Source organism: Novosphingobium indicum (assembly GCF_014645195.1).
Classification (GTDB): Bacteria; Pseudomonadota; Alphaproteobacteria; order Sphingomonadales; family Sphingomonadaceae; genus Novosphingobium; species Novosphingobium indicum.
Genome location: NZ_BMLK01000006.1, coordinates 172371 through 197031, shown reverse-complemented (window position 1 = coordinate 197031; position 24661 = coordinate 172371). Strand labels below are relative to the sequence as shown.

The 24661-nt window shown below is 62.0% G+C and carries 24 protein-coding genes and 1 tRNA gene; 13 read left to right on the top strand and 12 right to left on the bottom strand.

Annotated features, from left to right (window positions below):
• Nucleotides 1-194 precede the first annotated feature (194 nt).
• The 5 genes from coxB to IEX64_RS08120 are packed head-to-tail and all read left to right on the top strand — an operon-like array spanning nucleotide 195 to nucleotide 5716.
• On the top strand, nucleotides 195-1151 hold the full coding sequence (coxB, locus tag IEX64_RS08140) for a cytochrome c oxidase subunit II (protein WP_229710146.1): 957 nt from the start codon (nucleotides 195-197) through the stop codon (nucleotides 1149-1151).
• On the top strand, nucleotides 1148-3670 hold the full coding sequence (ctaD, locus tag IEX64_RS08135) for a cytochrome c oxidase subunit I (RefSeq protein ID WP_188819152.1): 2523 nt from the start codon (nucleotides 1148-1150) through the stop codon (nucleotides 3668-3670). The genes coxB and ctaD overlap by 4 nt, the downstream gene beginning before the upstream one ends.
• Nucleotides 3667-4062, top strand: a complete 396-nt coding sequence (locus IEX64_RS08130; protein ID WP_188819151.1) for a hypothetical protein — start codon at nucleotides 3667-3669, stop codon at nucleotides 4060-4062. Before ctaD ends, IEX64_RS08130 begins: the two co-directional genes overlap by 4 nt.
• On the top strand, nucleotides 4059-4661 hold the full coding sequence (locus IEX64_RS08125; protein WP_188819150.1) for a cytochrome c oxidase assembly protein: 603 nt from the start codon (nucleotides 4059-4061) through the stop codon (nucleotides 4659-4661). Before IEX64_RS08130 ends, IEX64_RS08125 begins: the two co-directional genes overlap by 4 nt.
• Nucleotides 4658-5716, top strand: a complete 1059-nt coding sequence (locus IEX64_RS08120; protein WP_188819149.1) for a c-type cytochrome — start codon at nucleotides 4658-4660, stop codon at nucleotides 5714-5716. Before IEX64_RS08125 ends, IEX64_RS08120 begins: the two co-directional genes overlap by 4 nt.
• A 21-nt stretch (nucleotides 5717-5737) precedes the next feature.
• On the opposite strand, the gene IEX64_RS08115 is transcribed toward IEX64_RS08120, so the two are convergent.
• Both IEX64_RS08115 and IEX64_RS08110 read right to left on the bottom strand, forming a co-directional pair.
• Nucleotides 5738-6796 carry an AI-2E family transporter gene (locus IEX64_RS08115; RefSeq protein WP_188819148.1) on the bottom strand — a complete coding sequence of 353 codons (1059 nt, stop codon included), beginning with the start codon at nucleotides 6794-6796 and terminating at the stop codon, nucleotides 5738-5740.
• A 220-nt stretch (nucleotides 6797-7016) separates the two neighbouring features.
• Nucleotides 7017-7196, bottom strand: coding sequence for a hypothetical protein (locus IEX64_RS08110; RefSeq protein WP_188819147.1), 180 nt, complete (start codon nucleotides 7194-7196; stop codon nucleotides 7017-7019).
• 278 nt (nucleotides 7197-7474) lie between these two features.
• Here IEX64_RS08110 and IEX64_RS08105 point away from each other — a divergent pair, with 278 nt between their 5' ends.
• Nucleotides 7475-9463 (top strand): BCCT family transporter, encoded by a 1989-nt coding sequence (locus tag IEX64_RS08105; protein ID WP_188819146.1) that lies wholly within the window; start codon nucleotides 7475-7477, stop codon nucleotides 9461-9463.
• A 148-nt stretch (nucleotides 9464-9611) separates the two neighbouring features.
• Nucleotides 9612-9688, top strand: a tRNA-Met gene (locus IEX64_RS08100).
• Between the two features lie 191 nt (nucleotides 9689-9879).
• Here IEX64_RS08100 and IEX64_RS08095 read toward each other — a convergent pair.
• From IEX64_RS08095 to aspS, 6 genes are all read right to left on the bottom strand, one after another.
• The gene (locus IEX64_RS08095; protein WP_188819145.1) at nucleotides 9880-10401 is read right to left on the bottom strand and encodes a fasciclin domain-containing protein; all 522 of its coding nucleotides are present in this window, start codon (nucleotides 10399-10401) and stop codon (nucleotides 9880-9882) included.
• 472 nt (nucleotides 10402-10873) lie between these two features.
• Complete coding sequence (locus IEX64_RS08090; protein WP_188819144.1) at nucleotides 10874-11422, bottom strand: 2'-5' RNA ligase family protein; 549 nt, start codon at nucleotides 11420-11422, stop codon at nucleotides 10874-10876.
• A complete protein-coding gene (gene mltG / locus IEX64_RS08085; protein WP_188819143.1) occupies nucleotides 11419-12393 on the bottom strand; it encodes an endolytic transglycosylase MltG in 975 nt (324 codons plus the stop codon). The genes IEX64_RS08090 and mltG overlap by 4 nt, the downstream gene beginning before the upstream one ends.
• A 15-nt stretch (nucleotides 12394-12408) precedes the next feature.
• Nucleotides 12409-13668, bottom strand: coding sequence for a beta-ketoacyl-ACP synthase II (gene fabF / locus IEX64_RS08080; protein ID WP_188819142.1), 1260 nt, complete (start codon nucleotides 13666-13668; stop codon nucleotides 12409-12411).
• 127 nt (nucleotides 13669-13795) lie between these two features.
• Nucleotides 13796-14032, bottom strand: a complete 237-nt coding sequence (locus IEX64_RS08075) for an acyl carrier protein (protein ID WP_039282540.1) — start codon at nucleotides 14030-14032, stop codon at nucleotides 13796-13798.
• Nucleotides 14033-14168: 136 nt separating this feature from the next.
• A complete protein-coding gene (gene aspS / locus IEX64_RS08070; protein ID WP_188819141.1) occupies nucleotides 14169-15995 on the bottom strand; it encodes an aspartate--tRNA ligase in 1827 nt (608 codons plus the stop codon).
• 184 nt (nucleotides 15996-16179) lie between these two features.
• On the opposite strand from aspS, the gene IEX64_RS08065 reads away from it, so the two are divergent.
• From IEX64_RS08065 to IEX64_RS08055, 3 genes are all read left to right on the top strand, one after another.
• Nucleotides 16180-16404 (top strand): hypothetical protein, encoded by a 225-nt coding sequence (locus IEX64_RS08065; protein WP_188819140.1) that lies wholly within the window; start codon nucleotides 16180-16182, stop codon nucleotides 16402-16404.
• Between the two features lie 71 nt (nucleotides 16405-16475).
• On the top strand, nucleotides 16476-17693 hold the full coding sequence (gene rnd / locus IEX64_RS08060) for a ribonuclease D (protein WP_188819139.1): 1218 nt from the start codon (nucleotides 16476-16478) through the stop codon (nucleotides 17691-17693).
• Entirely contained in the window at nucleotides 17690-18586 is an 897-nt protein-coding gene (locus IEX64_RS08055; RefSeq protein WP_188819138.1) for a hydrogen peroxide-inducible genes activator, read from the top strand. The genes rnd and IEX64_RS08055 overlap by 4 nt, the downstream gene beginning before the upstream one ends.
• 21 nt (nucleotides 18587-18607) lie before the next feature.
• Here the strand turns inward: IEX64_RS08055 and pgsA are convergent, their stop codons facing one another.
• Complete coding sequence (gene pgsA / locus IEX64_RS08050) at nucleotides 18608-19201, bottom strand: CDP-diacylglycerol--glycerol-3-phosphate 3-phosphatidyltransferase (RefSeq protein WP_188819137.1); 594 nt, start codon at nucleotides 19199-19201, stop codon at nucleotides 18608-18610.
• A 117-nt stretch (nucleotides 19202-19318) separates the two neighbouring features.
• On the opposite strand from pgsA, the gene IEX64_RS08045 reads away from it, so the two are divergent.
• Nucleotides 19319-20629 carry an MFS transporter gene (locus IEX64_RS08045; RefSeq protein ID WP_188819136.1) on the top strand — a complete coding sequence of 437 codons (1311 nt, stop codon included), beginning with the start codon at nucleotides 19319-19321 and terminating at the stop codon, nucleotides 20627-20629.
• Nucleotides 20630-20644: 15 nt separating this feature from the next.
• Here IEX64_RS08045 and IEX64_RS08040 read toward each other — a convergent pair whose 3' ends face one another.
• The 3 genes from IEX64_RS08040 to IEX64_RS08030 all read right to left on the bottom strand — a co-directional run bounded on the left by IEX64_RS08040 (nucleotide 20645) and on the right by IEX64_RS08030 (nucleotide 21779).
• Nucleotides 20645-20866, bottom strand: a complete 222-nt coding sequence (locus IEX64_RS08040; protein ID WP_229710145.1) for a hypothetical protein — start codon at nucleotides 20864-20866, stop codon at nucleotides 20645-20647.
• A gap of 190 nt (nucleotides 20867-21056) precedes the next feature.
• Nucleotides 21057-21239, bottom strand: a complete 183-nt coding sequence (locus tag IEX64_RS08035; RefSeq protein WP_188819134.1) for a CsbD family protein — start codon at nucleotides 21237-21239, stop codon at nucleotides 21057-21059.
• Nucleotides 21240-21365: 126 nt separating this feature from the next.
• Nucleotides 21366-21779 (bottom strand): EVE domain-containing protein, encoded by a 414-nt coding sequence (locus IEX64_RS08030; protein WP_188819133.1) that lies wholly within the window; start codon nucleotides 21777-21779, stop codon nucleotides 21366-21368.
• A gap of 81 nt (nucleotides 21780-21860) precedes the next feature.
• Here IEX64_RS08030 and IEX64_RS08025 point away from each other — a divergent pair, with 81 nt between their 5' ends.
• Both IEX64_RS08025 and IEX64_RS08020 read left to right on the top strand, forming a co-directional pair.
• Nucleotides 21861-22796 (top strand): isopenicillin N synthase family dioxygenase, encoded by a 936-nt coding sequence (locus IEX64_RS08025; protein ID WP_188819132.1) that lies wholly within the window; start codon nucleotides 21861-21863, stop codon nucleotides 22794-22796.
• A 129-nt stretch (nucleotides 22797-22925) separates the two neighbouring features.
• The gene (locus IEX64_RS08020) at nucleotides 22926-24650 is read left to right on the top strand and encodes a putative bifunctional diguanylate cyclase/phosphodiesterase (protein ID WP_188819131.1); all 1725 of its coding nucleotides are present in this window, start codon (nucleotides 22926-22928) and stop codon (nucleotides 24648-24650) included.
• Nucleotides 24651-24661 lie beyond the last annotated feature (11 nt).

Genomic DNA, 24661 nt, shown 5'->3' with positions numbered 1-24661 from the left:
TTCCTGATCAAAGGTGTAGTCGGTGCCAACGCGCGGCATGCGCTGTCCGTTCCCCCTCCATGCCCGCAACGGACATATTCCGTAACACTTATCTCAATAATTTCCGGAGAACCGAAAGCCTCCTCATGTGTTGCCCTAGAAACCGCGACTGAAAGGGACGGTCGCAAAGGGCACAGGGGCGGGAAGTCTTGCGATTGCTGATCGGAGCGTCGGTATTGCTGCTGGTGGGGTGCAACACCCATCAGTCCGCGCTGGCGCCATTCGGGGTGGAAGCGCGTGAAACGTACTGGCTCACCTGGTCGCTCTCTGCAGGCGCAGTGCTCATTGCCCTTCTTGTCGCCGTGCTGGCCTGGCGCGCCACGCATTCCTCCGAAGGTGCGCTCAACCACAAGCAGGGCATGCAGCTGGTCCTGTGGCTGGGCGGCGTCTTTCCGACCGTCGTCCTCACTGGACTACTGCTCTTCGCCCTGCCCCAGATGCGCCCCATGGCTGCCGCCTCGAACGATCTGACCATCCGCGTGGAAGGCGAGCAGTTCTGGTGGCACGTCCAGTACGAAGACGGCACAAGGACGCCACTCCTGGCCGCCAACGAAGTGCGCATCCCCGTGGGGCGGACCGTGGTCTTCGACCTGACGGCGACCGACGTGATCCACAGCTTCTGGATCCCCGGGCTGGCCGGCAAGATGGACATGATCCCCGGGCGTACGAACCGGCTGGTGGTCAAGGCCGAGAAAGCCGGAACATATCGGGGCGTCTGCACCGAATTCTGCGGGCTCTCGCATGCACTGATGGCGTTCGACGTGATTGCAATGGAGCCAGACGCGTTCGACGCCTGGCTGGAGGCGGCGCGCCGACCGGTCAAGGCCGCAAGCCGGACAACCTCGGGCGCCAAACTGTTCTCAGACTACGGCTGCAATGCCTGCCATGCGGTGCGCGGCACCGAGCATGATGCCCGCATCGGCCCGGACCTGTCGCGCTATGGCACACGCGCCAGCCTGGGCGCGGGAACGCTTGAACCGACCGCCGAAAACACGGCGGCTTTCATTCGCGATGCCGATGCCTTCAAACCCGGCGCCCGCATGCCTTCCTACCCGTCCATGCCCGCCGACCACGCTCGGGCAATCGCCGCTTGGCTGAAGGAGCTGAAATGAGCCTCCACGAGCAGGACGATCCGCAACTTCGTGCCGCGCAGGAACAGCGCCTGCGCAAAGTATGGGCACCTCCGAAGGGCCTCTGTTTGAAGTGGACCGATACCAACAACGATGCGGTGGGCGCCTGGTACACGCTCACAGCGTTCGGCTTCATGCTGTTTGCAGGCGTGCTTGGCCTGATCATGCGCTCGCAGCTTGCAGTGCCGGAAAACGATCTCGTCGATGCCGCCAAGTTCAACCAGCTGTTCACGCTGCACGGCTCGATGATGATGTTCCTCTTCGCCGTGCCCATGTTCGAGGCGGTTTCGATCATACTGCTGCCGCAACTGCTCGGCGCACGCGACTTGCCCTTCCCGCGCCTTTCCGCCTTCGGATACTGGTCCTTCCTGCTTGGCGGCGTCTTCGTGGCCGGATCGATCTTCTTCGGCGCCGCGCCCGACGGCGGCTGGTTCATGTACCCGCCCCTCACCACCCGAACGGACCTGTCCGGCCTTGGCGCCGACATCTGGATGCTGGGCCTCTCGTTCATCGAGGTCTCCTCCGTCGCGGCAGCCGTCGAACTGATTGTCGGGGTACTCAAGTGCCGCCCGCCCGGCATGCGGCTCAACCTGATGCCGCTCTATGCCTGGTATATTCTGGTGGTGGCGGTGATGATCCTCTTCGCCTTCCCGCCGCTGATCGCCGGCGACCTGCTGTTTGAAATGGAACGCCTGCTGGGCTGGCCGTTCTTCGATGCCTCGCGCGGCGGCGATCCGCTGCTGTGGCAGCACCTTTTCTGGATCTTCGGCCATCCGGAAGTCTACATCGTCTTCCTGCCCTCGATCGCCCTGTTCGCCATGCTGGTGCCCACTTTCGCCCGTCGGCACGTACTGGGCTATCCCTGGATCGTGCTGGCGGCGGTAGGCACGGCCTTTCTCTCGTTCGGGCTGTGGGTCCACCACATGTTCACGACCGGACTGCCCAAAATCAGCCTTGCTTTCTTCTCGGCTGCTTCCGAAGCGGTGGCGATCCCCACTGCGGTACAGATCTTCGTGTTCATCGCCACGATCTGGGCAGGGCGGCTCACATGGTCGACGCCGATGCTCTATGCCGCGGGCAGCCTTGCTGTGTTCGTGATCGGCGGACTGACCGGAGTCATGGTCGCAGTCGCGCCCTTCGACTGGCAGGCGCACGACACCTACTTCGTCGTGGCCCATCTGCACTACGTGCTGATCGGCGGCACCCTGCTGCCGCTGTTCGCCGGGCTCTACTACTACTGGCCGCTGATCACCGGAAAGAAGCTGTCGGACCGACTGGGGAAGATCGCCTTCTGGCTCCTGTTCGTAGGGGTGAACCTCTGTTTCTTCCCGATGCACCTTTCTGGCTTGGAAGGCATGCCGCGCAGGGTCTTTACCTACCCTGAGGAACTCGGACTGGGCGGCCTCAACATGGCCTCGACCATCGGCGCCTTCGTGTTCGCCATCGGCGTGGCCGTGATCTGCGTGGATCTTGCCTGCTCGCCCCGCCGTGCGCATGCCAAGCGCAATCCCTGGGATGCGGGAACGCTCGAATGGCTGGCGCATCCGCAGGACGAACACTGGGGCATCCGCTCGATCCCGCTGATCGAAAGCCGCTATCCGATCTGGGACCAGCCCGACTTCATGCGCAAGGTCGATGAGGGCCGCTACTTCCTTCCCGATGCGGAGGAAGGACGTCGCGAAACCATCATCACCACTGTCCTCGATGCCCGTCCGCTCGCCGTCGTCCGGCTCGGTACGCCATCGTGGAAGCCGATGATGACGGCCTTCACGCTCGGCGGCGTGTTCATTCTCACCACCTATCACCTTTACTGGGCCGCACTCGTATCGGGTGTGGCAACGTTGGCGATGATCCTGTGGTGGCTCTGGACCGGTACGGCGGAGATCCCCGAAAAGCCCTCGAAGCCGATCGGGCATGGCATGGAACTGCCGCTCTACATCTCCGGGTCTTCCTCGCCCGGATGGTGGGCTATGTTCATCACGATGATGGCAGACGCCACGGCCTTTTCCGGCCTCGTGTTCGGCTATTACTTCTTCTGGACGGTCCATGAAGATTTCCCGCCAGCCGCGCTTGCAGACGCACCGGGTGTGTTCTGGCCGGTGGTTGCGCTGGCCGTGGGCCTCGCAGCGTGGGGACTGACGTTTGCCGCAAGAGAAGTCCTCGCACGCGGGAATATCGGGATTGCACGGGCAATGCTGGTTGCCGGATGGCTGGCCTGTCTTGGCAGCGGCGCAGCGGGGCTTGCCGGCCCCTGGCTGTCCGGGATGGACCCGGCACTGCACACCTACCCGGCCATCGTCTGGACGCTTGCGATCTGGACCGCAGCCCACGCAGCCGTTGGCGCCATCATGATCGGCTATGTGCTGGCCCGCAGCGTCGCCGGATATTGCCTGCCGAAGCACGACGCCGATCTGCGGAACGTAACAGTGTACATGCACTTCCTCGCGCTGACGACGCTCGTGACCTACCTCACCATCGGCCTGTTTCCGGAGGCGTCATGAGCGATTCCGAAACGTCACGGCAGCGCCGCAAGTGGCACGAACGTCTGCGGGTGACGCTGTGGACGCTGATCGTGCCGCCCACGGCCTGGGCCGCCCATTTCCTGTTTTCGTATCTCTGGGCCGCCATATCCTGCGCCAAGACGGACAGTTTCGCGAAGTTTCCCGTGCTGTTCCTCGCCGGAACCTTGATGGCGCTGATCGTGATCCTCGTCTCGGGCTGGATAGCCTGGCACCAGGAACGCACCCCCGGCGATCCTCCACCGCATCAGGACAGCACCGAGATCGACCGCCTGCGCTTCCTTGCCAAGGCAACGCTGCTGCTGGCCGGATTGAGCTTCGTCGGAGTGGTCTTCACCGCGCTGCCGGTGATCTTCATCGGAGATTGCCGATGAACCGGCTGCCTCTGCTGCTGGGCCTGAGCCTGATCCCGATCGCCTGGGTGCTGTCACGGCTGGGCATGACCGGACATATGGCAGGTCATATGCTTGCCGTCGCCGTAGCCGCGCCACTTCTTGCGATGAGGCTGAGAGGCAGCACCTTCGACGTTGCACGGCGCTGGCAGCGGCAGATTACGCCCATGGCAATGATGCTTTTGGAACTGGCGACCGTCTGGGGCTGGCATCTTCCCGCCTTGCGGCACGCCAGCGCATCGTTTCCCATGATCGCCTTGCTCGAACAGGCCTGCTTTCTGATATCGGGATACCTGCTGTGGAGCGCTGTCCTGCACAATGCCAATCGGGCATCGGGTATCGGCGCGCTGCTGCTGACTTCGATGCACATGACATTGCTTGGCGTGCTCATCGGACTGGCGCCGCGCCCGCTCTACACCATGGCCGATATGCAGCATGCCTCGCCGCTCGGGCTCGATCCGCTTGCCGACCAGCAACTCGGCGGCGCGGTGATGCTGGCCATAGGGGCGGTCAGCTACCTTGCGGGAGGCCTCTCCTTGCTGGGCAGCCTCCTGCGTACTGAAACGGATCAGCCCACATGACGGTTCACCTGACATGGAAGCGCGCGCTGGCAGCGCTTGTGACGCTCGGGCTCGCCGGGCTGCTGTTCGCATGGTCCGGCCTCTTTCAGATCTCGGCCTCTTCCGGGCACTGGAAAATCACCGACTGGTTCCTCCACTGGACGATGCAGAATTCGGTGCGGACCTATTCGACCTTCCAGACGCCCGAGGACGTGCGCGACGACAATGGGCTGATCAGCGCGGCGGGACACTTCAGGCAGGCTTGTCAGGTCTGCCACGGCGCACCGGGTGCACCGCCCTCGCCGCAGATGCAGGCTGCCACGCCCCCTGCTCCCGATCTTGCCCGGACAGTGCAGCACTACGACGATGCCGAGCTGTTCTGGATCGTGCAGCACGGCGTGAAGTATACGGGGATGCCCGCCTGGCCCTCGCTCGACCGCCCGGACGAAGTGCGCCGCATGGTCGGCTTCCTGCGCAGGCTTCCCGAGATGACGCCCCGGCAATACCGCAACCTGACCCAGGTCCCGGCGGAACCGACCGTATCGGGGTTCAGACCCCGCGTGCTGGAGAGCTGCGCCGGATGCCACGGAACCGACGGGCTCGGTCGCAAGCAAGACGACATACCCGTACTGGCCGGACAAAACCCCGCCTACCTGCTTCAATCCCTGCGTGACTATGCTTCTGGGAAACGTGCCAGCGGCCCCATGCAGGTCGCGGCCGCTCCGCTATCGGATGCCGAAATGGAGGCGCTGGCGGATCACTTCGCTGCCATGCCCGGCCTTGAAGACATCGGCCTTCCCGAAGCGAACCCGATCCTGTCCGCAGGACTTCCGGGCGAACAGCTACCAGCTTGCTCGCGGTGCCACGCACCGGACAAACCGGCGCCTTTGATCGCCGGTCAGCGAACCACTTATCTGGCCGACCGCTTACGCAACTGGCGGGGAGAAAAGACCATGATCGACGCAAACAAGCCGCAACTGCCCATGCCCGTCATCGCCCGGCGCATACCTGAAGAGGAGATCGAAGGCTTGGCCAAGGCGCTGTCGGAGGCAACCCCTCTGAACCAGCGGGACTGACGTCGGAGGAGATAGCGCCGCTCAGACCTTCGCTTCGTCTTCGTCGGTCTCACCGGGCAGCGCAGTATCCGTATCGAGCGCCTCGCGAACGTAGAGGCGTTTCACCAATACGAAGAGCACCACCAGCATCGGTGTCGCAAAGATAACCCCCACCACCCCGAAGATCAGCCCTGCGGCGACAATCCAGAACAGCGTGAGGGCGGGAGGCAGGTTCACGAACTCGTGATGAATGAGCGGGACCAGCGTGTTGCCCTCGATCTGCTGGACCGCGACATAGACGATCAGGGCCCACATGGCCGTCTCCGGTCCCTGAAGAAGGGCGAGCAACAGTCCGGGGATCGAACCCACGATGGGGCCAAGATAAGGAATACCCTCGGTCAACCCCGCGATGAGCCCCAGAGCCATGGCCGAAGGCACGCCGGCGAGCCACAGCCCGAAACCTGTGAGCAGCCCAACCACAACCATCGAGATCAGCTGCCCCAGCAACCAGAGCCGCAGGGCCTTGCCGGAATCCTGCAGCGATTGGGAAAACAGCGGACGCCGGTCCTGCGGCACCAGCTTGGCCATTCCGCGGGTGTAAAGCCCGGGCTGCGCGGCAAAGAAAATGGCACCGAACAGAATCATGATCAGTGTCGTGGCTGCATTGCCGACAATGTTGAACAACTGGGGCACGAGTTTGGGAAGATCGAATCCGCCCTGGAGCGACGTGATCAGGTGGCCGCCAAACGGGATTGCGTCAGCCTGTGCTTTCAACTGGTCCCATGAGGTCGGAATGGTCGAGCTGATATGGGCGAACTGGTCGGCCATCGTCGAACCGAACAACCAGCCGGCGCACCCCAGAACAGCCGCCACTATCAGCACCGAAACCGCCGTGGCGAGCTTCGCGCTCAGCCGCGTATGCCTGGCAATAGGATCGGCGATCGCGCGCAGCAGAACGGCCAGAACAACGGCTCCGGTGACGACGACGATCAGTGATCGGACGTACCACAGCATCCAGGCAATCACGACGAAGGCCGTGATGATCAGAAGTCTCTCGATAAACAGGCGATGACGCCCTTCTTCCGATCCGGTGCCCTGCATGATCAACTCCCGCCTTCTTCCAACTTTCGCCTGCCTGGAAACATAGAACGTGCGGGACGCCGCTATGTGCCGGGTGGAGCCGATTTTGTGACCTGTGGGTTCTCCTCTGCCCACATCCCCGGAAATCGGCCTGCAGATCGTCGGAGAGGTTTCCTGCCGCCTCAGAAACTCCAGTTCATGCCGGCGTGGCCCACCACTTCGCTATCTCCCAACCCGTTCGTCACGTTGTCATTGAGCAGCCAGACATCGACGCCACTGGGCCCAGTTTCACATTGTTCCAGTTCCCCACGAAGGCGCGCGCGTCGGTGATGGCGCCGCCTTCCAGCGTCGGGAGGTCGAGGCTAACGGTCAGATATGGCTGCAGACTCGGTTTTTCCGCGAAGCCTATACCGCGCGACATGTATTTGCTCCCCAGTGCGGCACCGACATCTACCGACACCCGATCGCCCAAATCGTTCGTGGTGCTATCGGCGGCATCGGATGGTGGATTTGCGCTGCTTTCAACCTAAGCGCTCTGAGCCATGGCAGGTGTAAAAACACCGAAAGCGAGCGCGATTCCCGGAAGGAAGCGTCTCACGTTCTATCCCCATTCGTTTTTCGTTTTCCTCAGACGAAACTCGACAAGGCCCCCACCGTTCCACCATGAGGGCCGCTGCAAGGTCTGGACAGGAGACAGGAATGAATGATCCGGTACTGACTGAGTCAGCTCCGGCGGGACGCGGAGAGTGGTTGAAGGTCAATCCACCCGTATTTTTCATATCGGCGGCGCTGATCCTCGCCTTTTCTTTTTACGGCGCTGTTTTCTCGGAGCAGGCCGGGCGTGTATTCGGTCACGTGCAGTCCTGGATCGTCGATGAATTCGGCTGGTTCTATATCGGTTCTGTCGCCGGCTTCCTGATGTTCGTTCTGTTTCTGATGGTCAGTCGTTTCGGCGACATCAAGCTGGGTCCGGACGAAAGCGAGCCCGAGTACAGCTACATCTCGTGGTTCGCCATGCTCTTCAGTGCCGGCATGGGCATTGGCCTGATCTTCTTCGGCGTTGCCGAACCGATGCAGCACTATGCCTCACCCCCGGTAGGCGATGGCAGCACCATCGATTCCGCCCGGCAGGCGCTGGTCCTGACCTTCTTTCACTGGGGCCTGCATGCCTGGGCGATCTACATCATCGTCGGCCTTGCCCTCGCGTACTTCTCGTTCCGCCGCGGATTGCCGCTGACCATCCGCTCGACGCTCTATCCGCTGCTGGGTCGGCGCATCAACGGCCCGATCGGCCACGCGGTGGACATCTTCGCGGTCCTCGGGACCATGTTCGGCGTCGCCACCTCGCTCGGCCTGGGCGTGCTGCAGGTCAATGCCGGCTTCAGCTACCTCTTCGGTATTCCCACGGACACCCTGGTCCAGCTCGTCCTTATCGCGGTGATAACCGGCCTCGCCACGCTCTCCGTGGTCATGGGGCTGGACAAGGGCATCAAACGCCTCTCCGAACTCAACATCATCCTGGCCATCGCCCTGCTGGCCTTCGTGCTCTTCGCCGGCTCCACGGTCTTTCTCCTACAGGCCTTCATGCAGAACGTCGGCGCCTATCTGGGCGCCGTGGTCCCGCGCACTTTCCGCATGTATGCCTATGAGCCCAATCCGTGGCTCGCCAACTGGACCCTGTTCTACTGGGGTTGGTGGATTGCCTGGTCTCCGTTCGTCGGCATGTTCATCGCCCGCATCTCGCGCGGCCGCACGATCCGCGAATTCATCGTCGGCGTGCTGCTCGTGCCGGTCCTCTTCACCTTCCTGTGGATGACCGTGTTCGGCGATACGGCGATCGCGCTCGATCTGAACGGCATCGCCCCCATCGCAAAGACGGTGGCCAACAACATGCCCGTCGCGCTTTTCGAAACGCTCGAACAACTCCCGATTGCAACCGTCAGTTCTGGCATCGCAACCCTGCTGGTAGTGACGTTCTTCGTAACTTCGGCAGACTCCGGCGCGCTCGTCATCGACATGATCACCTCGGGTGCAGCCGAAAATCCGCCGGTCTGGCAACGCGTCTTCTGGGCAGTGAGTGCCGGTCTCGTCGCGGCAGTCCTGCTGGTCGCGGGCGGTCTGCAGGCGCTGCAAACCGCGGCCATTGCCAGCGCCCTGCCGTTCTCGGTGGTCATGATCTTCATCTGTTATGGCCTGATCAAGGCGCTGCGCGCCGAAAGCGGCGGCACCGCGATCGACTTCTCGATCGCGGAAGACGCCATCTCGGAGGTCGGCATGTCCTGGCAACAGCGCCTGACGAGCATCGTCCATCACTATCGCAAGAGCGAGGTCTCGCATTTCCTGACCGATGCCGCGCGCCCTGCCCTCGAAGCCGTGTCGGCCCAGATGCAGGAAAGCGGCCTCGAGCCGGTGGTCAGCGAAGTCGAAGACGGTCTGTCATTTACGGTTCCGCACGGCGAACTCGGCGCATTCCGCTACACGATCCGCATTCGCGGGTTCAGCGCCCCGAGCTTTGCGTGGGCAGAAGGTCGCAGCAAATCGGACGACAGCCGCAAGCACTTCCGTGCCATCGCGCACTCCTCCGAAGGTGACCAGCCGCACGATATTACCGGCTTCGGCACCGATCAGGTGATCAACGATCTGCTCAACCGCTATGCCCATTTCCGGCACGTGCGGAACCTTGGATAAGCGGCGCTTTCAGGGCCCTTCCCGATGAATGCGATGGAGGGTGCTTTTTGGGTATTGACCACAGGCACCCTCCCCCCTAGAGGACGCGGCCTGCACCGGCCTCCCGGTGCACCGGATCAAGCCTCTCGTGGTTGGACGGCATTGGTGTGGCGGAGTAGCTCAGCCGGTTAGAGCAGCGGAATCATAATCCGCGTGTCGGGGGTTCGAGTCCCTCCTCCGCTACCACTTACTTTCAATTGTTGACCGAAAATAACGCAGACCACTTGGTCTGCGTTATCGCGGCCTTTGCCCGCGAATTCGCGGCAGCGTCTGTCAGGCCAAGGGGCAAGCAGAAAGCGGGGCAGCAATTCGAGATTGCTACCCCGCCATCAGAATACACGGTGTCGACCGTTTCAACGATGCAACTTGCTCAAATGTCAGCCGGGCATCGATACGGAATCCGTTGCGTGAACGAGGCCGTTGGAGGCTTCCAGGTCTGCCTTTACGACGGTGGCCGTGCCGCCCTTGGCGTCGGTAAGGATGACGTTTCCATCCGAGAGGCTGGCGGTCAACGTAGCGCCCTGAACGGTTTCGAGCCGCGCTTCACCGCCGTTGTCCTCAATCATGCCGATCAGATCGGTAGACGACACTTTTCCGGGCACGACATGATACGTCAGGATCGAGCGCAAGGTTGAGGCGTTCTCCGCCTTCAGCAGCTGCGCAACGGTGCCATCGGGCAGCTTGGCGAACGCGGCATCGGTCGGTGCAAATACCGTGAACGGCCCTTCTCCGCCGAGCGTATCGACCAGATCCGCGGCCTTGACCGCGGCGACCAGCGTTTCATGCTGTGGCGATGCGACGGCGGTTTCGACAATGGTCGAAGTACCATGATGACCGGCAAAGGCAGGCGTGGCGGCCGTCAGGGCAACTGCCGAGGCCATTACGATAAGAGTTTTCATCAGGATCTCTCCATTTTTTTGGGGGGCTAGGGTTTGCAGGGGGGACAATGCTGCGGGTCGGGTACGCTCTTCAATCAATACAGGGCCAGAGCACGGCCAATCCATATCGCACTGAGGCTCAGTATCGACAGACAAAGGCTGGCCATGAGAACATATCTCACAACATGTTCTTCACTTCCTCCTCTCACATTGTCAGACGCATATTTGTTTTGGTCTTTCACAAAACGCATTTCATCCTCTTTTCATATTTGTGTTCAGGGATGACACGACATATGCGGAGATCGTGGACTAACAACAACCTGTCCCTAGGGGCAGTCATTCTAGGCAGAGCTTCCACGGATGCGCCTGAGTGCCGCGCTCCAGTGCCGGCTCTTAAAGCCACCATGCTGGCTCGATGACCACCCAGTTCTCGGGAAGTCCCGCATGTCCGGGGCGGGAAGAATTCGCTCCACCGCAAAAACTTTTGCTCAGTTCACCCGCGAAAGGTGAGGACGCGTAGCGGGCGCCAGAGACCGTCTTCCCACGCATAGAGACCGAAGCCGCGGAAGCGGAAGGACACCGGGCGCAGTTCGGGTTCCAGCTTGACCTGCAAGGCCTTGGCCTCCTCGGGCTTCACCTTGTTCTGGATCGTCACGTGCAGTCGCAACGGCCGCGTATCCTGATCGGTGAGCAAGCCGTGCATCCGCTCCGCGATCACAGCGTGCAGTTCCACCATCTCCGGGCAGTGAACAGCCAGTGCAGTCCCCTTGCCCAGCTTCATGATACCGTCGATGCGGGCCTCCGGGGCGGGGCTGCGCGCGAGATCGGCGAGCACCTGCAGCAGCTCCTCTTCCACCGAAGGCGGAAGGGCGTGAAACAGCGTGACGTGCGCCCGCAGGCGATTGCGCTCGGGTGGGTAGTGCTGGCGGCGCAGGGCATCGGTCCAAGCCAGGACGTCGGCGGGCAGTTCAGCCGTGATCAGCAGCGGTGCACCGGGCTTTCGCGGCCCGGTCGCTTTCCAGTCGAGCGGCGCCTCGCTCACAACTCCCCGCGTTCGCGGCGAATGGCGAACCACTTGGCCACGTTGGCGTTGTGCTCTTCCAGCGTCCTGGCGAAGGCATGTCCACCGGTACCGTCCGCCACCATGTAGAGCGCCTCGGTCTTGGCCGGGTGCAGCACCGCCTCGATTGAGGCCTTGCCGGGGTTGGTGATCGGATGCTTGGGCAGACCGACCATCGTATAGGTATTGTAGTCGTTCACCGCCTGGATTTCAGACTGGCGAATGCGGCGGCCGAGCGGTTTGCCCTTGGTGATCGGATAGATGATCGTGGGGTCGGCTTGCAGCAGCATGCCTTGCTTCAGGCGGTTGGAATAGAGCCCCGCCACCATGCGGCGCTCCTCGGGCTTGCCCGTTTCCTTCTCGACGACGGAGGCCAGGATCACGGCTTCTTCGGGGCTCTTCACGGCGAGATCGGGCCCGCGCTTCGCCCACAACTCCTCGAGCGTACGGCGCATGGCTGCCTGCATGCGAAGGAGCACCGATTCCCGCGTTTGCCCGCGCTGGAAAGCGTAGCTGTCGGGCAGGACGGAACCTTCCTCGGGCACGGCGACCTCGCCGGTAAGCTCCGGCGTCGCCATCAGCCGTTCCTGCACCATGATCGAAGGCATGCCCTCGGGAATGGTGACGAAACGGCGAATGACATCGTCACTGCAGATGATGGAGAAGACCCGGCTCGGGCTAGCGTGCGCCGGAATCCGGAACTCACCGGCCTTGATACCGCCACCGCCGCCGAAAATGCGCGCACGCAGGGTAAAGCCCCCGGCGGAGCGGATCACGCCCTTGTCTTCCAGACGCTCGGCTACCGCCGTCAGGCTGGCGCCATTGGGGACAACGAAGTTGCTGTCCTTCTCCAGCGGGCCGGAACCGTACCAGCCGCCGAAAAAGCTCCACATAGCCAGCAGGGCGGCCACGGCGAGCACCGCGACCAGTAAGCACCCGCGCCGGGACACCATCGCCCTGCCCTGGCCTCAGTCGAGCTTGCGCATGATAAGGCTGGCGTTGGTACCGCCGAAGCCGAAGCTGTTGTTCAGCACGGCACGCACTTCACGCTTGCGCGGTGTATGCGGGACCAGATCGACTTCGTCGCAGCCTTCATCAGGCGTATCGAGGTTCAGCGTGGGCGGAACAATCTGATCGCGCATGGCGAGAATGCAGAAGATCGATTCCACTGCACCGGCGCCGCCGAGCAGATGCCCGATGGCCGACTTGGTGGAGCTCATCGAGACATTGGCCATCGCATCCCCGAACAGGCGGCGCACCGCGCCGAGTTCGATAGTGTCGGCCATGGTCGAGGTGCCGTGCGCGTTGATGTAGTCGATGTCGGCAGGCGTCATGCCTGCCTTCTTGAGAGCGGCCGACATCGAACGGAACGCACCGTCCATTTGCGGATCGGGGGCGGTCACGTGATAGGCATCGCCCGAGAGGCCGTAACCGACGACTTCGGCGTAGATCTTCGCACCGCGAGCCTTCGCGTGCTCATACTCTTCCAGCACGAGGACGCCGGCGCCTTCGCCCATGACGAAACCGTCGCGATCCTTGTCGTAAGGACGGCTGGCCTGTTCAGGACGGTCGTTGAAGCTGCAATTGAGCGCACGCGCCTGCGCGAAGCCGGCAATGCCGATCGGGCAGATGGTCGCTTCCGCACCGCCTGCCAGCATAATGTCGGCGTCGTCATCGCGGATCATGCGGGCCGCATCGCCGATCGAGTGCGCGCCGGTCGAGCAGGCAGTGACGACAGCATGATTCGGGCCCTTGAGGCCATACTTGATCGAGACCTGTCCGGAGATCAGGTTGATCAGGCGGCCATGCACGAAGTGCGGCGAGACACGGCCGGGGCCGCGGTTAGCGAGCACCAGCGATTCGCTCTCGATGCCCGGAAGACCGCCGATGCCCGAACCGATCGAGCAACCGGCACGCAGCTTGGTCGCTTCGTCCATGTCCACGAGCCCGGCGTCTTCGATCGCCTGGCCAGCGGCATCGATGCCGAACACGATGAACGGATCGACCTGACGCTGGATCTTGCCATCGACGCGCTTGTTGGCATCGAAGCCATATTCGTGATCGGCCGGCTTCACTTCGCAGGCGATGCGGCACTTCTGGTCGGCGGCATCGAATTTCGTGATCGGCCCCGCCCCACTCTTGCTGGCGAGAATATTGGCCCAGGTCGTCTCGACATCACCACCAAGCGGGGTAACGAGACCAAGTCCGGTTACGACAACGCGACGCATTCAAGCTCTCCGAAACGGCGACAGGCCCGCCCCCTTAGAGGTCGAGCCTGTCGAATTCAATTCATGGCTGCACCTTTTGCCGTGCCAAGCAGAGAGCCAGGCACGTGTCAGCGGCGCAGGGCCTGGCTCAGCCCTTGTTCTCTTCGATGTACTTGATGGCATCGGAGACGGTGCTGATCTTCTCGGCCGCATCGTCCGGGATTTCAACGCCGAACTCTTCCTCGAAAGCCATGACCAGTTCGACGATGTCGAGCGAGTCGGCGCCCAGATCGTCAATGAAGCTGGCATCCTCGGTAACCTTGTCGGCTTCCACACCCAGGTGTTCGACGACGATCTTCTTAACCCGATCGGCGGTATCGCTCATTCTATGACCCCTTCAAACATTCGGAGGATAATTCTTCGCCAGCCGCCCTAATGTCTGGCGCGCGTGCTGGCAAGTACCACGCTGCACTTTGGGCGGGCAGGAAATTCGGCAGTTTTCCCCGCTACCGCCCGTACACTCACCCGGCGTCGGGCGCGACCACACGTCCCGGCGCGGCAGAAGCCGTTTTCTGCGGCTCGACCACACGGAGGTGCAGTTCGCGAAGCTGCCGGAGTTCTGCCGGGGACGGTGCGCCCATGAGCAAGTCCTCGGCACGCTGGTTCATCGGAAACAGCGCCACTTCGCGCAGGTTCTGCGCACCGCACAGAAGCATAACGATGCGATCGACACCGGCGGCCATGCCGCCGTGCGGCGGCGCGCCGTACTGGAAGGCGCGGTAGAGACCACCGAAGCGCTCCTCCACATCTGCCTTCGACAGGCCGACCTTTTCAAAGGCAGCGACCATCAGTTCGGGCGACTGGTTACGGATCGAGCCCGAGGCAATTTCGAAGCCGTTGCAGACCAAGTCGTACTGATAGGCCTTGAGCGTCAGCGGGTCCTGGGAAGTCAGCGCTTCCATCCCGCCCTGCGGCATCGAAAACGGGTTGTGCGCAAAATCGACCTTCTTGTTGTCCTCGTCCCATTCGTAGAACGGGAAATCGACGATCCAGCAAAGGTCGAAGCGATCCTTGTCGATCAGGTCGAGCTGTTCGGCCACGCGGGTGCGGGCAAGACCGGCCAGCTTGGCGGCCTGCTCTTCCTTGCCGGCGGCGAAGAACACGCCGTCGTTGGGGCCGAGGCCCAGCGCCTCGATCAGCGCCGCAGTCTTTTCCTCGCCGTGGTTCTTGGCGATCGGACCGCCCGGACTGCCGTCCTTGATGTTGATATAGCCAAGGCCGGAGAAGCCCTCTCCGCGCGCCCAGTTGTTCATCTCGTCAAAGAACTTGCGGCTGCCCGCGCCGGCACCCGGCGCCGGGATTGCGCGGATAACACCGCCATTCTCGACGATTCCGGCGAAGATGCCGAAGCCCGAGCCCTGGAAGTGCTCGGTCACGTCCTTGATCAGGATCGGGTTGCGCAGGTCCGGCTTGTCCGAACCGTAGTCGAGCATGGCCTGGGCATGAGGGATACGGCGGAACTCGCCCGAAGGCGTCACCGGCTTGCCGTTTGCGAATGCGGCGAAGACACCCTGAATCACGGGCTCCATGGTCTCCCAGATTTCTTCCTGGGTGACGAAGCTCATTTCAAGATCGAGCTGGTAGAACTCACCCGGCAGACGGTCGGCGCGCGGGTCCTCGTCGCGAAAGCACGGCGCGATCTGGAAATAGCGGTCGAACCCGGCAACCATCAGCAGCTGCTTGTACTGCTGCGGCGCCTGCGGCAGCGCGTAGAACTTGCCGGCATGAATGCGGCTGGGCACGAGGAAGTCGCGCGCGCCCTCAGGGCTCGAAGCCGTCAGGATCGGCGTGGCGTATTCGGTAAAGCCAATGTCTTCCATGCGCCGGCGCATGTCCGAAATGATCTTGGTGCGCGTCACGATGTTGGCGTGCAGCGTCTCGCGGCGCAGATCGAGGAAGCGATAACGCAGGCGAATGTCTTCCGGATATTCCTGCTCGCCGGCTACCGGCATCGGCAGTTCCTCGGCCTTCGACAGCACCGTGGCCGAGCGGGCATAGACTTCGATCGCGCCGGTCGGCAGGTTCGGGTTAACCGTCTCGGGCGTACGTGCCTTCACATTGCCTTCGATGGTGACGACGCTTTCGAGACGCAGCGAATCGAGCAGCTCCAGCGCCGGACTGTCGGCATCGGTCACTACCTGGGTGATGCCGTAGTGGTCGCGCAGGTCTACGAAGAGGACGCCGCCGTGGTCGCGCTTGCGGTGAACCCAGCCCGAAAGGCGGACGGTCTGGTCGACGTCCGCAGCCGTCAGGGCGGCGCATGTGTGGGAACGGTAGGGATGAGTCATGGCGGTTTCGCGCTTCTTCACTGATAACGGAATGTGCAAGCCGTGCCCCCTAGTCGAGTGCCGCGGTGATTTCCAGATGCCGTTTTCCTCTGGCTTTGCTGGCACACGTCGGGGCGCGGTTGGTAACTTCAAATAAACCCTTAGCGATTATCCCTGATGACCCGGGTTATCTGGAGTCAGGAAAATGTCGGCCGATGCCGAAGACGATGCTCTGGTGGAAAACGCATTCCACCTCGGTGTCGATTCCATAATGGAAGACGGATTTTACGAAGACTACGCAACCAGCACCGAAGGGTCGCACACTTCGGGCAAGCAATTGCGCCGCCGCCTTGTTACGCAGGAAAGCATCGACGAACTGGCTGCGGTCGAAAAACCCAGCCTGCTGCAGCGCATTTTCGGTCGAAAGTGAGCGCAAGCCCGCTGCAAAACCTCCACGTCGGCGTTGATCCCCTCAACGGTTAGGCGTAACGCCCCTGTTCAATGAAAATTCATCCGCTGATAACCAACTCCGAAGAGCTCGCCGATCTGTGCGCGCGCCTTGCCCAGTCGGAATTCGTTGCCGTCGACACCGAATTCATGCGCGAAAACACTTACTGGCCGGAACTCTGCCTGGTCCAGATCGCCAATACCGAGGAAGCCGCCGCCATCGACCCGCTGGCCGATGGGATCGATCTGAAGCCGCTGCTCGATCTGCTCACCGACAACGAAGACGTGCTCAAGGTCTTTCATGCCGGTGGTCAGGACGTAGAGATCATCTACAACTTTACGGGCCGCACCCCGCATCCGATCTTCGATACGCAGATCGCGATGATGGCGATCAGCCAGTCCGAACAGATCGGCTATTCCAACCTTGTCGAATCCTGGCTCGGTATCACCGTCGACAAGGGCGCGCGATTCACTGACTGGTCGCGCCGCCCCCTCACCGAACGGCAGATCGACTACGCCATCGGCGACGTCACCCATCTTTCCAAGATCTTCCCCAAGATGCTCAAGCGCCTGATCAAGACCGGACGGGGCGCCTGGCTCAACGAAGAGATGGAAAAGCTCGCCGACCCCGAGAACTACCGCAACGATCCCACGCTGGCGTGGAAGCGGATCAAGGCATCGGGCCGCAATCCGCAGATGCTCGGCCGCCTGAAAGCTATCGCCGAGTGGCGCGAGCACGAAGCCCAAGGCAAGAACATCCCGCGTGGCCGCATCGCCCGCGACGAAACCCTGGCCGATCTGGCCAGCCATCCACCCAAACAGCAGTCGGATCTCGCCAAGGTCCGTGGTCTCTCGCAGGGCTGGAAGGACAACGAGATCGGCAAGCGCCTGATGGCGACCATCGGCAAGGCCCAGCCCCTGCCCGACGACGAGATGCCGCCCCGCGGCGGGCGCGGTGCTCCCCTCGGCAAGGAAGGCGCGCTCGTGGCCGATCTCCTCAAGCTGCTGCTCAAGATCCGCTCGCGCGAAATCGATGTGGCGGCCCGCCTGCTCACGCGCAGCGACGAGATGGAGATGCTGGCCGCCGGCGTTCGCAAGAACCTGCCGATCCTGCAGGGATGGCGCTATGAAATCTTCGGTCGCGACGCGCTCGATCTCGTCGAGGGCAAGCTTGCCTTCGCGGTGGAAAACGGCAAGCTGAAGATGACTCACGTCGACGATGCCAAGACCGACGAACTCGCTGACCAAACGGACGACCAAAGCGCCCCATGACTGTCTATCAGCCTACGCTCAAGCAGCTTCAGTACCTTGTGGCGCTGCATGAGCATGGGCATTTCGGCCGCGCGGCCGAGGCCTGTTTCGTCTCCCAGTCCACGCTTTCCGCGGGCCTGCGCGATCTGGAATCGCTGCTGGGTGTAACGCTGGTCGAGCGTACCAAGCGTGCCGTCCGATTCACGCCGCTGGGCAACCAGGTCGTGGCCAAGGCGCACCGCATCCTGCGCGAGACCGAGGAACTGTCCGAACTCGTCCAGTCGAGCGGCAAGCCGCTCTCGGGCGAAGTTCGCATGAGCGTGATCCCCACGATCGCTCCATTCCTGCTCCCTCGTATGTTGCCCCGACTGCGACGCGAGCGGCCCAACCTGAAGCTGTTCCTGCGTGAGGAGCCGAGCCAGCAGGCCATCGAGTCGCTGCACCACGGCCGGGCCGACTGTGTGCTGCTCGCCCTGCCCTACCCGACCGGTGAGGTCGAAAAGGAAACTATCGAGCTAGACGCTTTCTTCGTCGCCTTCCCCCACGACGATCCACGCAATCCGCCAGCCGAGGTTTCACCGGAAATCATCGACGAGAACCGGCTGCTGCTGCTCGAGGACGGGCACTGCCTCAAGGATCATGCCCTCGCCGCCTGCAATCGCCCGGAACTGCGCGCCAGCGCGACCATGATCGGCACCAGCCTGCACACACTGGTACAGATGGTCGACAACGGCCTTGGCCTGACGATGCTGCCCGAAATGGCGCTCGACGCCGGCATCCTCAACGGGACCAATGTCGTCGCAAGGCCATTGCTCTCTGCCAATGCAAACCGCGAGATCGCGCTGGTCTGGCGCAAGAATTCGCCGCGTTCGGACGAGTTCAAGATGCTGGCGGACGAACTTCGCGCAGGCTGAGCAACGTGCTCGCCCTGGCCTTCAATCCATGTGCTTGAGGCCGACGCGCAGATAGTCCCAACCGGTGATCAGCGTGAGAGCCGCTGCTGCCCAAAGAGTCGCAAGGCCAGCAGTATGGGGAATGTTGATCTCCACGCTGCCCACGAACATGTTCCACCAGGGCATCGCCGCGCCGAGTATCAGAGCGCCGAGAGAGATCATCTGGAAAGCCGTCTTCCACTTGGCGAGTTTGCTTACCGGCATGGAGACCTGCAGCGGACCAAGGAATTCGCGCAGACCCGATACGGCGATCTCTCGGATCAGGATGACCAGCCCTGCAATCACGTGCATATCGCCCACGTAAGGGCCGCGCAGAATGCCTTGCGCGGTCAGCACCAGAATCACGGCCGCGACCATGATCTTGTCGGCGATCGGGTCGAGAAAAACGCCGAGCTTTGAAACGGTGCCGCTCGACCTCGCGAGATAACCATCGAAATAGTCGGTGATCCCCATCAGGCAGTAGAGCCCGAAGGCCAGTCCGTAGCCGAATTCCCAGTCAGGCCACCACAGCAGGAAAGCCAGCAGCGGGACGGTGAGGATACGCGATAGCGTCAGGATGTTGGGCAAGGTCAGCATGTCCGCCCGCCCATAGCCCCTAAGCGAGCATGGAATAAAGTGCAGATCAGGGGTTGTGCCCCCTGCCCACCGCATTAAGTGTCCCGGCAACGAAAGGCAGGCCGGTTACAACCCGACATGACCACGACCCAACTGATACGGGCGCGACGCTTCCTTCCCCTGTTCGTCACCCAGCTCCTCGGGGCGTTCAACGACAATTTGTTCAAGAACGCGATGATCCTCTACGTCGTGTACGAGGTCTATAATTCCGAGGCACAGGAAGCCCGCTTCAGCGCTCTGGCCTCGGCCATTTTCATCATTCCGTTCTTCCTGCTCTCGGCGCTGGCCGGGCAGCTGGCGGACATGCGCGACAAGGCCCTGCTGATCCGCATCATCAAGGCCTGCGAAATCGCCATTATGCTGATCGGCGGAGCCGGTCTCGTGCTCGCCTGGCAGGGTGTCGCACTGCATACGATGGCCATTCCACTGATGCTCGCAGCCCTGTTCGCCATGGGCATCCACTCGACCTTCTTCGGGCCGATCAAGTACGCCATCCTGCCCCAGCATCTGGAGCGCGGAGAAGTTCTGGCTGGCACCGGCATGGTCGAGGCCGGTACATATCTGGCGGTTCTGGCAGGCACCATCGTTGCTGGCTGGATCAGCGTGCAGGCGGCAGCCATCGCCGTCGTTGCGGTTGCCGGGATCGGCTTTTTCGCCGGCAGCAAGGTCCCGCCCGCGCCGCCGCTGGGAAAAGTCGAACCGCTGGACTACCACGTGATACGTTCGTCAGTGACGCTTGTGCGCACAACGATGAAGGATCGCCGCGTCTTTCTGGCCATCTGCGCCATCAGCTTCTTCTGGGCGATCGGCACCGTGCTGTTCATCCAGTTCCCGCCACTCGCCAAGAACATCCTCATGGCCAGCAAGCAGGTCGCGAGCCTTTTCCTCGTGATCTTCTCGGTCGGTGTGGCCATCGGATCGATGGTCATCAATGCCATGCTCAAGGGGACTGTATCGGCGAAGTGGTCGCCGATCTCTGTCATCGGGATGGGCGTTTTCCTGGTGGCCTTCCAGCAGGTCTGCGCGATCTGGCCACCGCACAACGGCCCCGAAGAACTGATGGATGTCGCCACTTTCGTGGTTCAGCCTCTCGCTGTCCCGCTGCTGCTGACACTGCTCGGTATTGCCATCAGCGGCGGTATGTTCGTGGTTCCGCTCTACGCCTTCCTGACGACATTCGTCGACAAGTCGCAGACCGCCCGCACGGTCGCGGCAAACAACATCGTCAATTCCGGCGCGATGGTTCTGGGCGCAGTCCTGACCGAAGCAATGACGCTGAGCGGCCTTCCGGTGGTGCGGCAGTTGCTGGTGGTCGCCTTGAGCTGCGGCGCTTCGGCCTGGCTCGGCTACCTGCTGTTTCGGGCGGAACGGTCGGCGGTTACCGCCTGACCGGCCTGTCGCCCGTCAGGCGATGAAGATGCTGATCGCCACGAAGCTTGCGCAGTAAGCCGCGAGGAACCCTCGCCAGTCTCCCCCTGCCATGCGCCAACGACGGGCTGCACGTGCGTTATCGTCCTCTTCATCGGCATCGACACCGAGCGGTTCGGTAAAGACATGGGGTGGCAACGACCGACGGAAGGGATGCCCGGCCGATTCCTGTGAGAGTACGAGAGCGCGACGTGTCATTTTTCTCATAACGCACGTCTTAAGAATTTGTTTACGATTTTGCCAAGCGCCTCGAAAACGGCTTCCCATAACGGGACGAGTGTGCGGAAAGCGCACTAATTCCATGCCGTTCAAACCGCTCAGTTTACACGAAAAAGGCCGCCCGAAGGCGGCCTTTCCATGATTCGCTGGATAGCGCGGAAGCGAGCGGTCAGATCCTGTCGCCCAAAGCGCCCTTCACCTTGCCGATGCCCTGCTGGACTTCGCCCTTGGCTTCCTGCGCCTTGCCTTCAGCCTTCTTGTCCTTGTCATTGCTGGCCTCGCCGACGGCCTGCTTGGCGTTGCCTGCGATTTCGTTGCCGAGGCCCTTTACGGTGTCCTTGAGTTCACCCATGATTTTCACTCCATGATTGCAGGGCAGAAAAGATCTGCCGCTTTCATGAAGAGAACGCCTGGCGAACGAAGGCGGTTCCGCCGCCCACCCTGCCAGGACATCCGCTCGTCCCGTATCGGGCCGGGCTCAGCCTTCCGCCATGGAAATGATGTACTTCCATTCCTCGGGCGTGATCACCGCGACCGAAAGGCGTGACAGTTTCACCAGTTCGATATCGGCCAGCTTCGGGTCGGCCTTGATCTGCTTGAGCGTAACCGGATTTGCGAGCTTGCGTACGGGCTTCACTTTCACGGCCGCCCACTTGCCTTCCGGATCGCTGGGATCGGTCAGGCCCGCCTCGCTGATCGTAGCAATCCCGACAATCTCTTTGCCGATGTTCGAATGGTAGAAGAAAGCTTCATCGCCCACCTGCATGGCTCGCAGGTTGTTGGCGGCCCGGTGGTTGCGCACACCGTCCCACGTTCCTTCGCCCTCTTCCACCAGATCGTCCCAGCTGTACGCGTCCGGTTCAGACTTCATCAGCCAGTAGCGCTTAGACATGCATCGCCTTTCCATTTCGATTATGGGTCGAGATCCCTAAAGGGGTCGCATAAACGATTCAAAACGGATTGCACCACCACCATGGAACTTGCTGAAATTCCCGTCCTGAGCCTCGAGACCGATCGGGACCGGCTCGCCCCGCGGATCGGAGAGAGCTTTCGCACCTTCGGATTCACGATGATTCGCGATCACGGCATCGATCAGGGCCTGATCGACCGGGCCTGGGACCTGACACAACAGTTCTTCGATCTGCCGGTCGAAACCAAGATGAAGTATTTCAATTCCGGTCAGGGCGGCGCACGCGGCTACACGCCGTTCCGCACTGAAGTGGCCAAAGGCGCCACCGAGAAGGATCTCAAGGAATTCTGGCACATCGGCCGCGACCTTCCGGAGGGCTCCGCCCTTGCCGCGACCATGCCCCCCAATGTCTGGCCTGAAGAGATCGACGGCTTCCGCGAGACCTTTACCGAACTCTACAACCAGTTCGACAAGACCGGCGCCGAAGTCCTCTCCGCCATCGCCGTCGACCTGGGCCTCGACGCCCGCTGGTTCGATCCGGCCATCGAAGACGGCAACTCCGTCATGCGGCTGCTGCACTACCCGCCGGTGAGCGAAGGTGCCGGTGGTGCCATCCGGGCAGGCGCCCATGAGGACATCAACCTCATCACCCTGCTGCTGGGCGCGCAGGAGGCAGGTCTTGAGCTCCTCGGAAAGAACGGCAAATGGCTTTCGGTCGCACCGCCGGAAGGCGCGATGGTCATCAACATCGGCGACATGCTGCAGCGCCTCACCAATCATGTGCTGCCCTCGACGACTCACCGCGTCCGCAATCCGACCGGCGACCGGGCGACCTACAGCCGCTACTCGATGCCGTTCTTCCTGCACCTGCGCAGCGACTTCCGCTTCGTGACGCTGCCCGAATGTATCAGCGCCGACAGTCCGGACCGCTATCCGGAATCGATCACGGCGGACGACTATCTGCAGGAGCGTCTGCGCGAGATCGGCCTCAAGTCCTGACAGGGTAAATAAACTGGGCGGGGCTCTATTCCGGCAAATGCAGAGCTGCGGATATGGCCCCGCTTAACGGAAATTTCAGAGTAGACGTTCACAAATGCCCCTTGGCTGACAGACCAGGGGAGCTTTCGGGTGAAGGCAACATTATCCGGTAACACTGTAACCGGAGAAGAAACGGGCGAGAACGCTCGCCAGGTAGATGTTGTCGCGCTCGGTATCGTTACCGCAGCGATCCTGTTGTTTGTCGCAACCGGCAGTGAAGTCGCCCCATCAGTGATGGACTCGCTGATGGAACGGGGTCCCGGCCCTGACAACTTCATGCTCAACGCCTTCTTGCTCAATATCGCGATCATCATTTTCGGATGGAGCCGCTATCGCCAGCTCTGCGAGGAAATCCAGCTCCGCAAGGCGGCCGAGAGGCAGGCACGGCAACTGGCCGAAACCGATCCGCTGACCGGTTTTCTCAACCGGCGCAGCTTCAACGAATGCGTCGACCGGCTGATCGACAGCGCCGAGGCCAGCGGCCAGGCCGTTGCGCTGATGATGATCGATCTCGACAACTTCAAGCAGGTAAACGACTTCAACGGGCACAGCACCGGCGACTTGCTGCTGCGCGAGTGCGCTCAGCGCATCTCCCAGAGCCTGCCCAAGAGCGCCCTGCTCGGACGCATCGGCGGCGATGAATTCGCGGCCGCGTTCGTGTTCGACAAGTCGCGCGCAGACACGCTCAACCAGACGGCATCCTCGCTCGTGAAGGCGATTGGCGAGAGCACGCAAATAAACGCCATCAGCATTGAGGTTACAGCCTCGATCGGCATGGCGCGGTCGGACGTGCCCGGCGTCGACGGCAACCGCCCCGATGCCCATGCGATGCTCGAAATGGCGGATATCGCCATGTACCACGCCAAGCGCCAAGGCCGGAACGACTTCTTCTGGTTCGAAGGCCTGATGGCCGACGAGATGCGCTTCCGCACCGAACTGGAAAGCGGCATCCGCCAGGGCATTCCGCGCGGTGAGTTCGTGCCCTACTACGAACAGCAGATCGATGTGCAGACCGGAGAACTCACCGGCTTCGAAATGCTCGCGCGCTGGAACTCGCCGCATTTCGGCATCGTGTCTCCCGATATCTTTATTCCCGTTGCCGAAGACATCGGCGCCATCGGCGATCTGTCGGAAAGCGTGATCCGGCAAGCGCTGGAAGATGCCAAGGGCTGGGATTCCCGCCTGACGCTGGCGGTAAACATCTCGCCTATGCAGCTTCGCGATCCGTGGTTCTCGCAAAAGCTGCTGCGCCTGCTGGTGGAAGCGAACTTCCCGCCGCACCGGCTCGAGATTGAAATCACCGAAAGCTGCCTGCACCAGAACATCGCGCAGGCCCGTTCGCTGATCACCAGCCTGAAGAATCAGGGCATCAAGATCAGCCTCGACGATTTCGGCACGGGCTACAGCTCGCTCGCGCAATTGCGCAGCCTGCCTTTCGACCGCATCAAGATCGACCGCAGCTTCGTGACGAGCCTGATCGAGAACAAGGACAATGCCGCCATTGTTCACGCCATTGCGATGCTGGGTCAGGGCCTCAAGCTTCCCGTCACCGTCGAGGGTATCGAGACCGGCGAAGTGCTCGAGCACCTCATGCAGTACGGCTCCATCAAGGGTCAGGGCTACTACTACGGCCGTCCGCGCCCGGCTGCGGAGATCACCGAATGGCTGGCGCAGCTCGGCAGCCCTTCTCAGCCGGACATGCCGTTCCTGATCCAGAAGCCGATGACGGCAGACGACGCTGCCAAGGCAGAAGCCGGTGCAAGCTCCGAAACGGAAGAGCCCGCCAAGTCTCCGCAGCGCGTCGGAAACGCCTGACACCGCCTTCG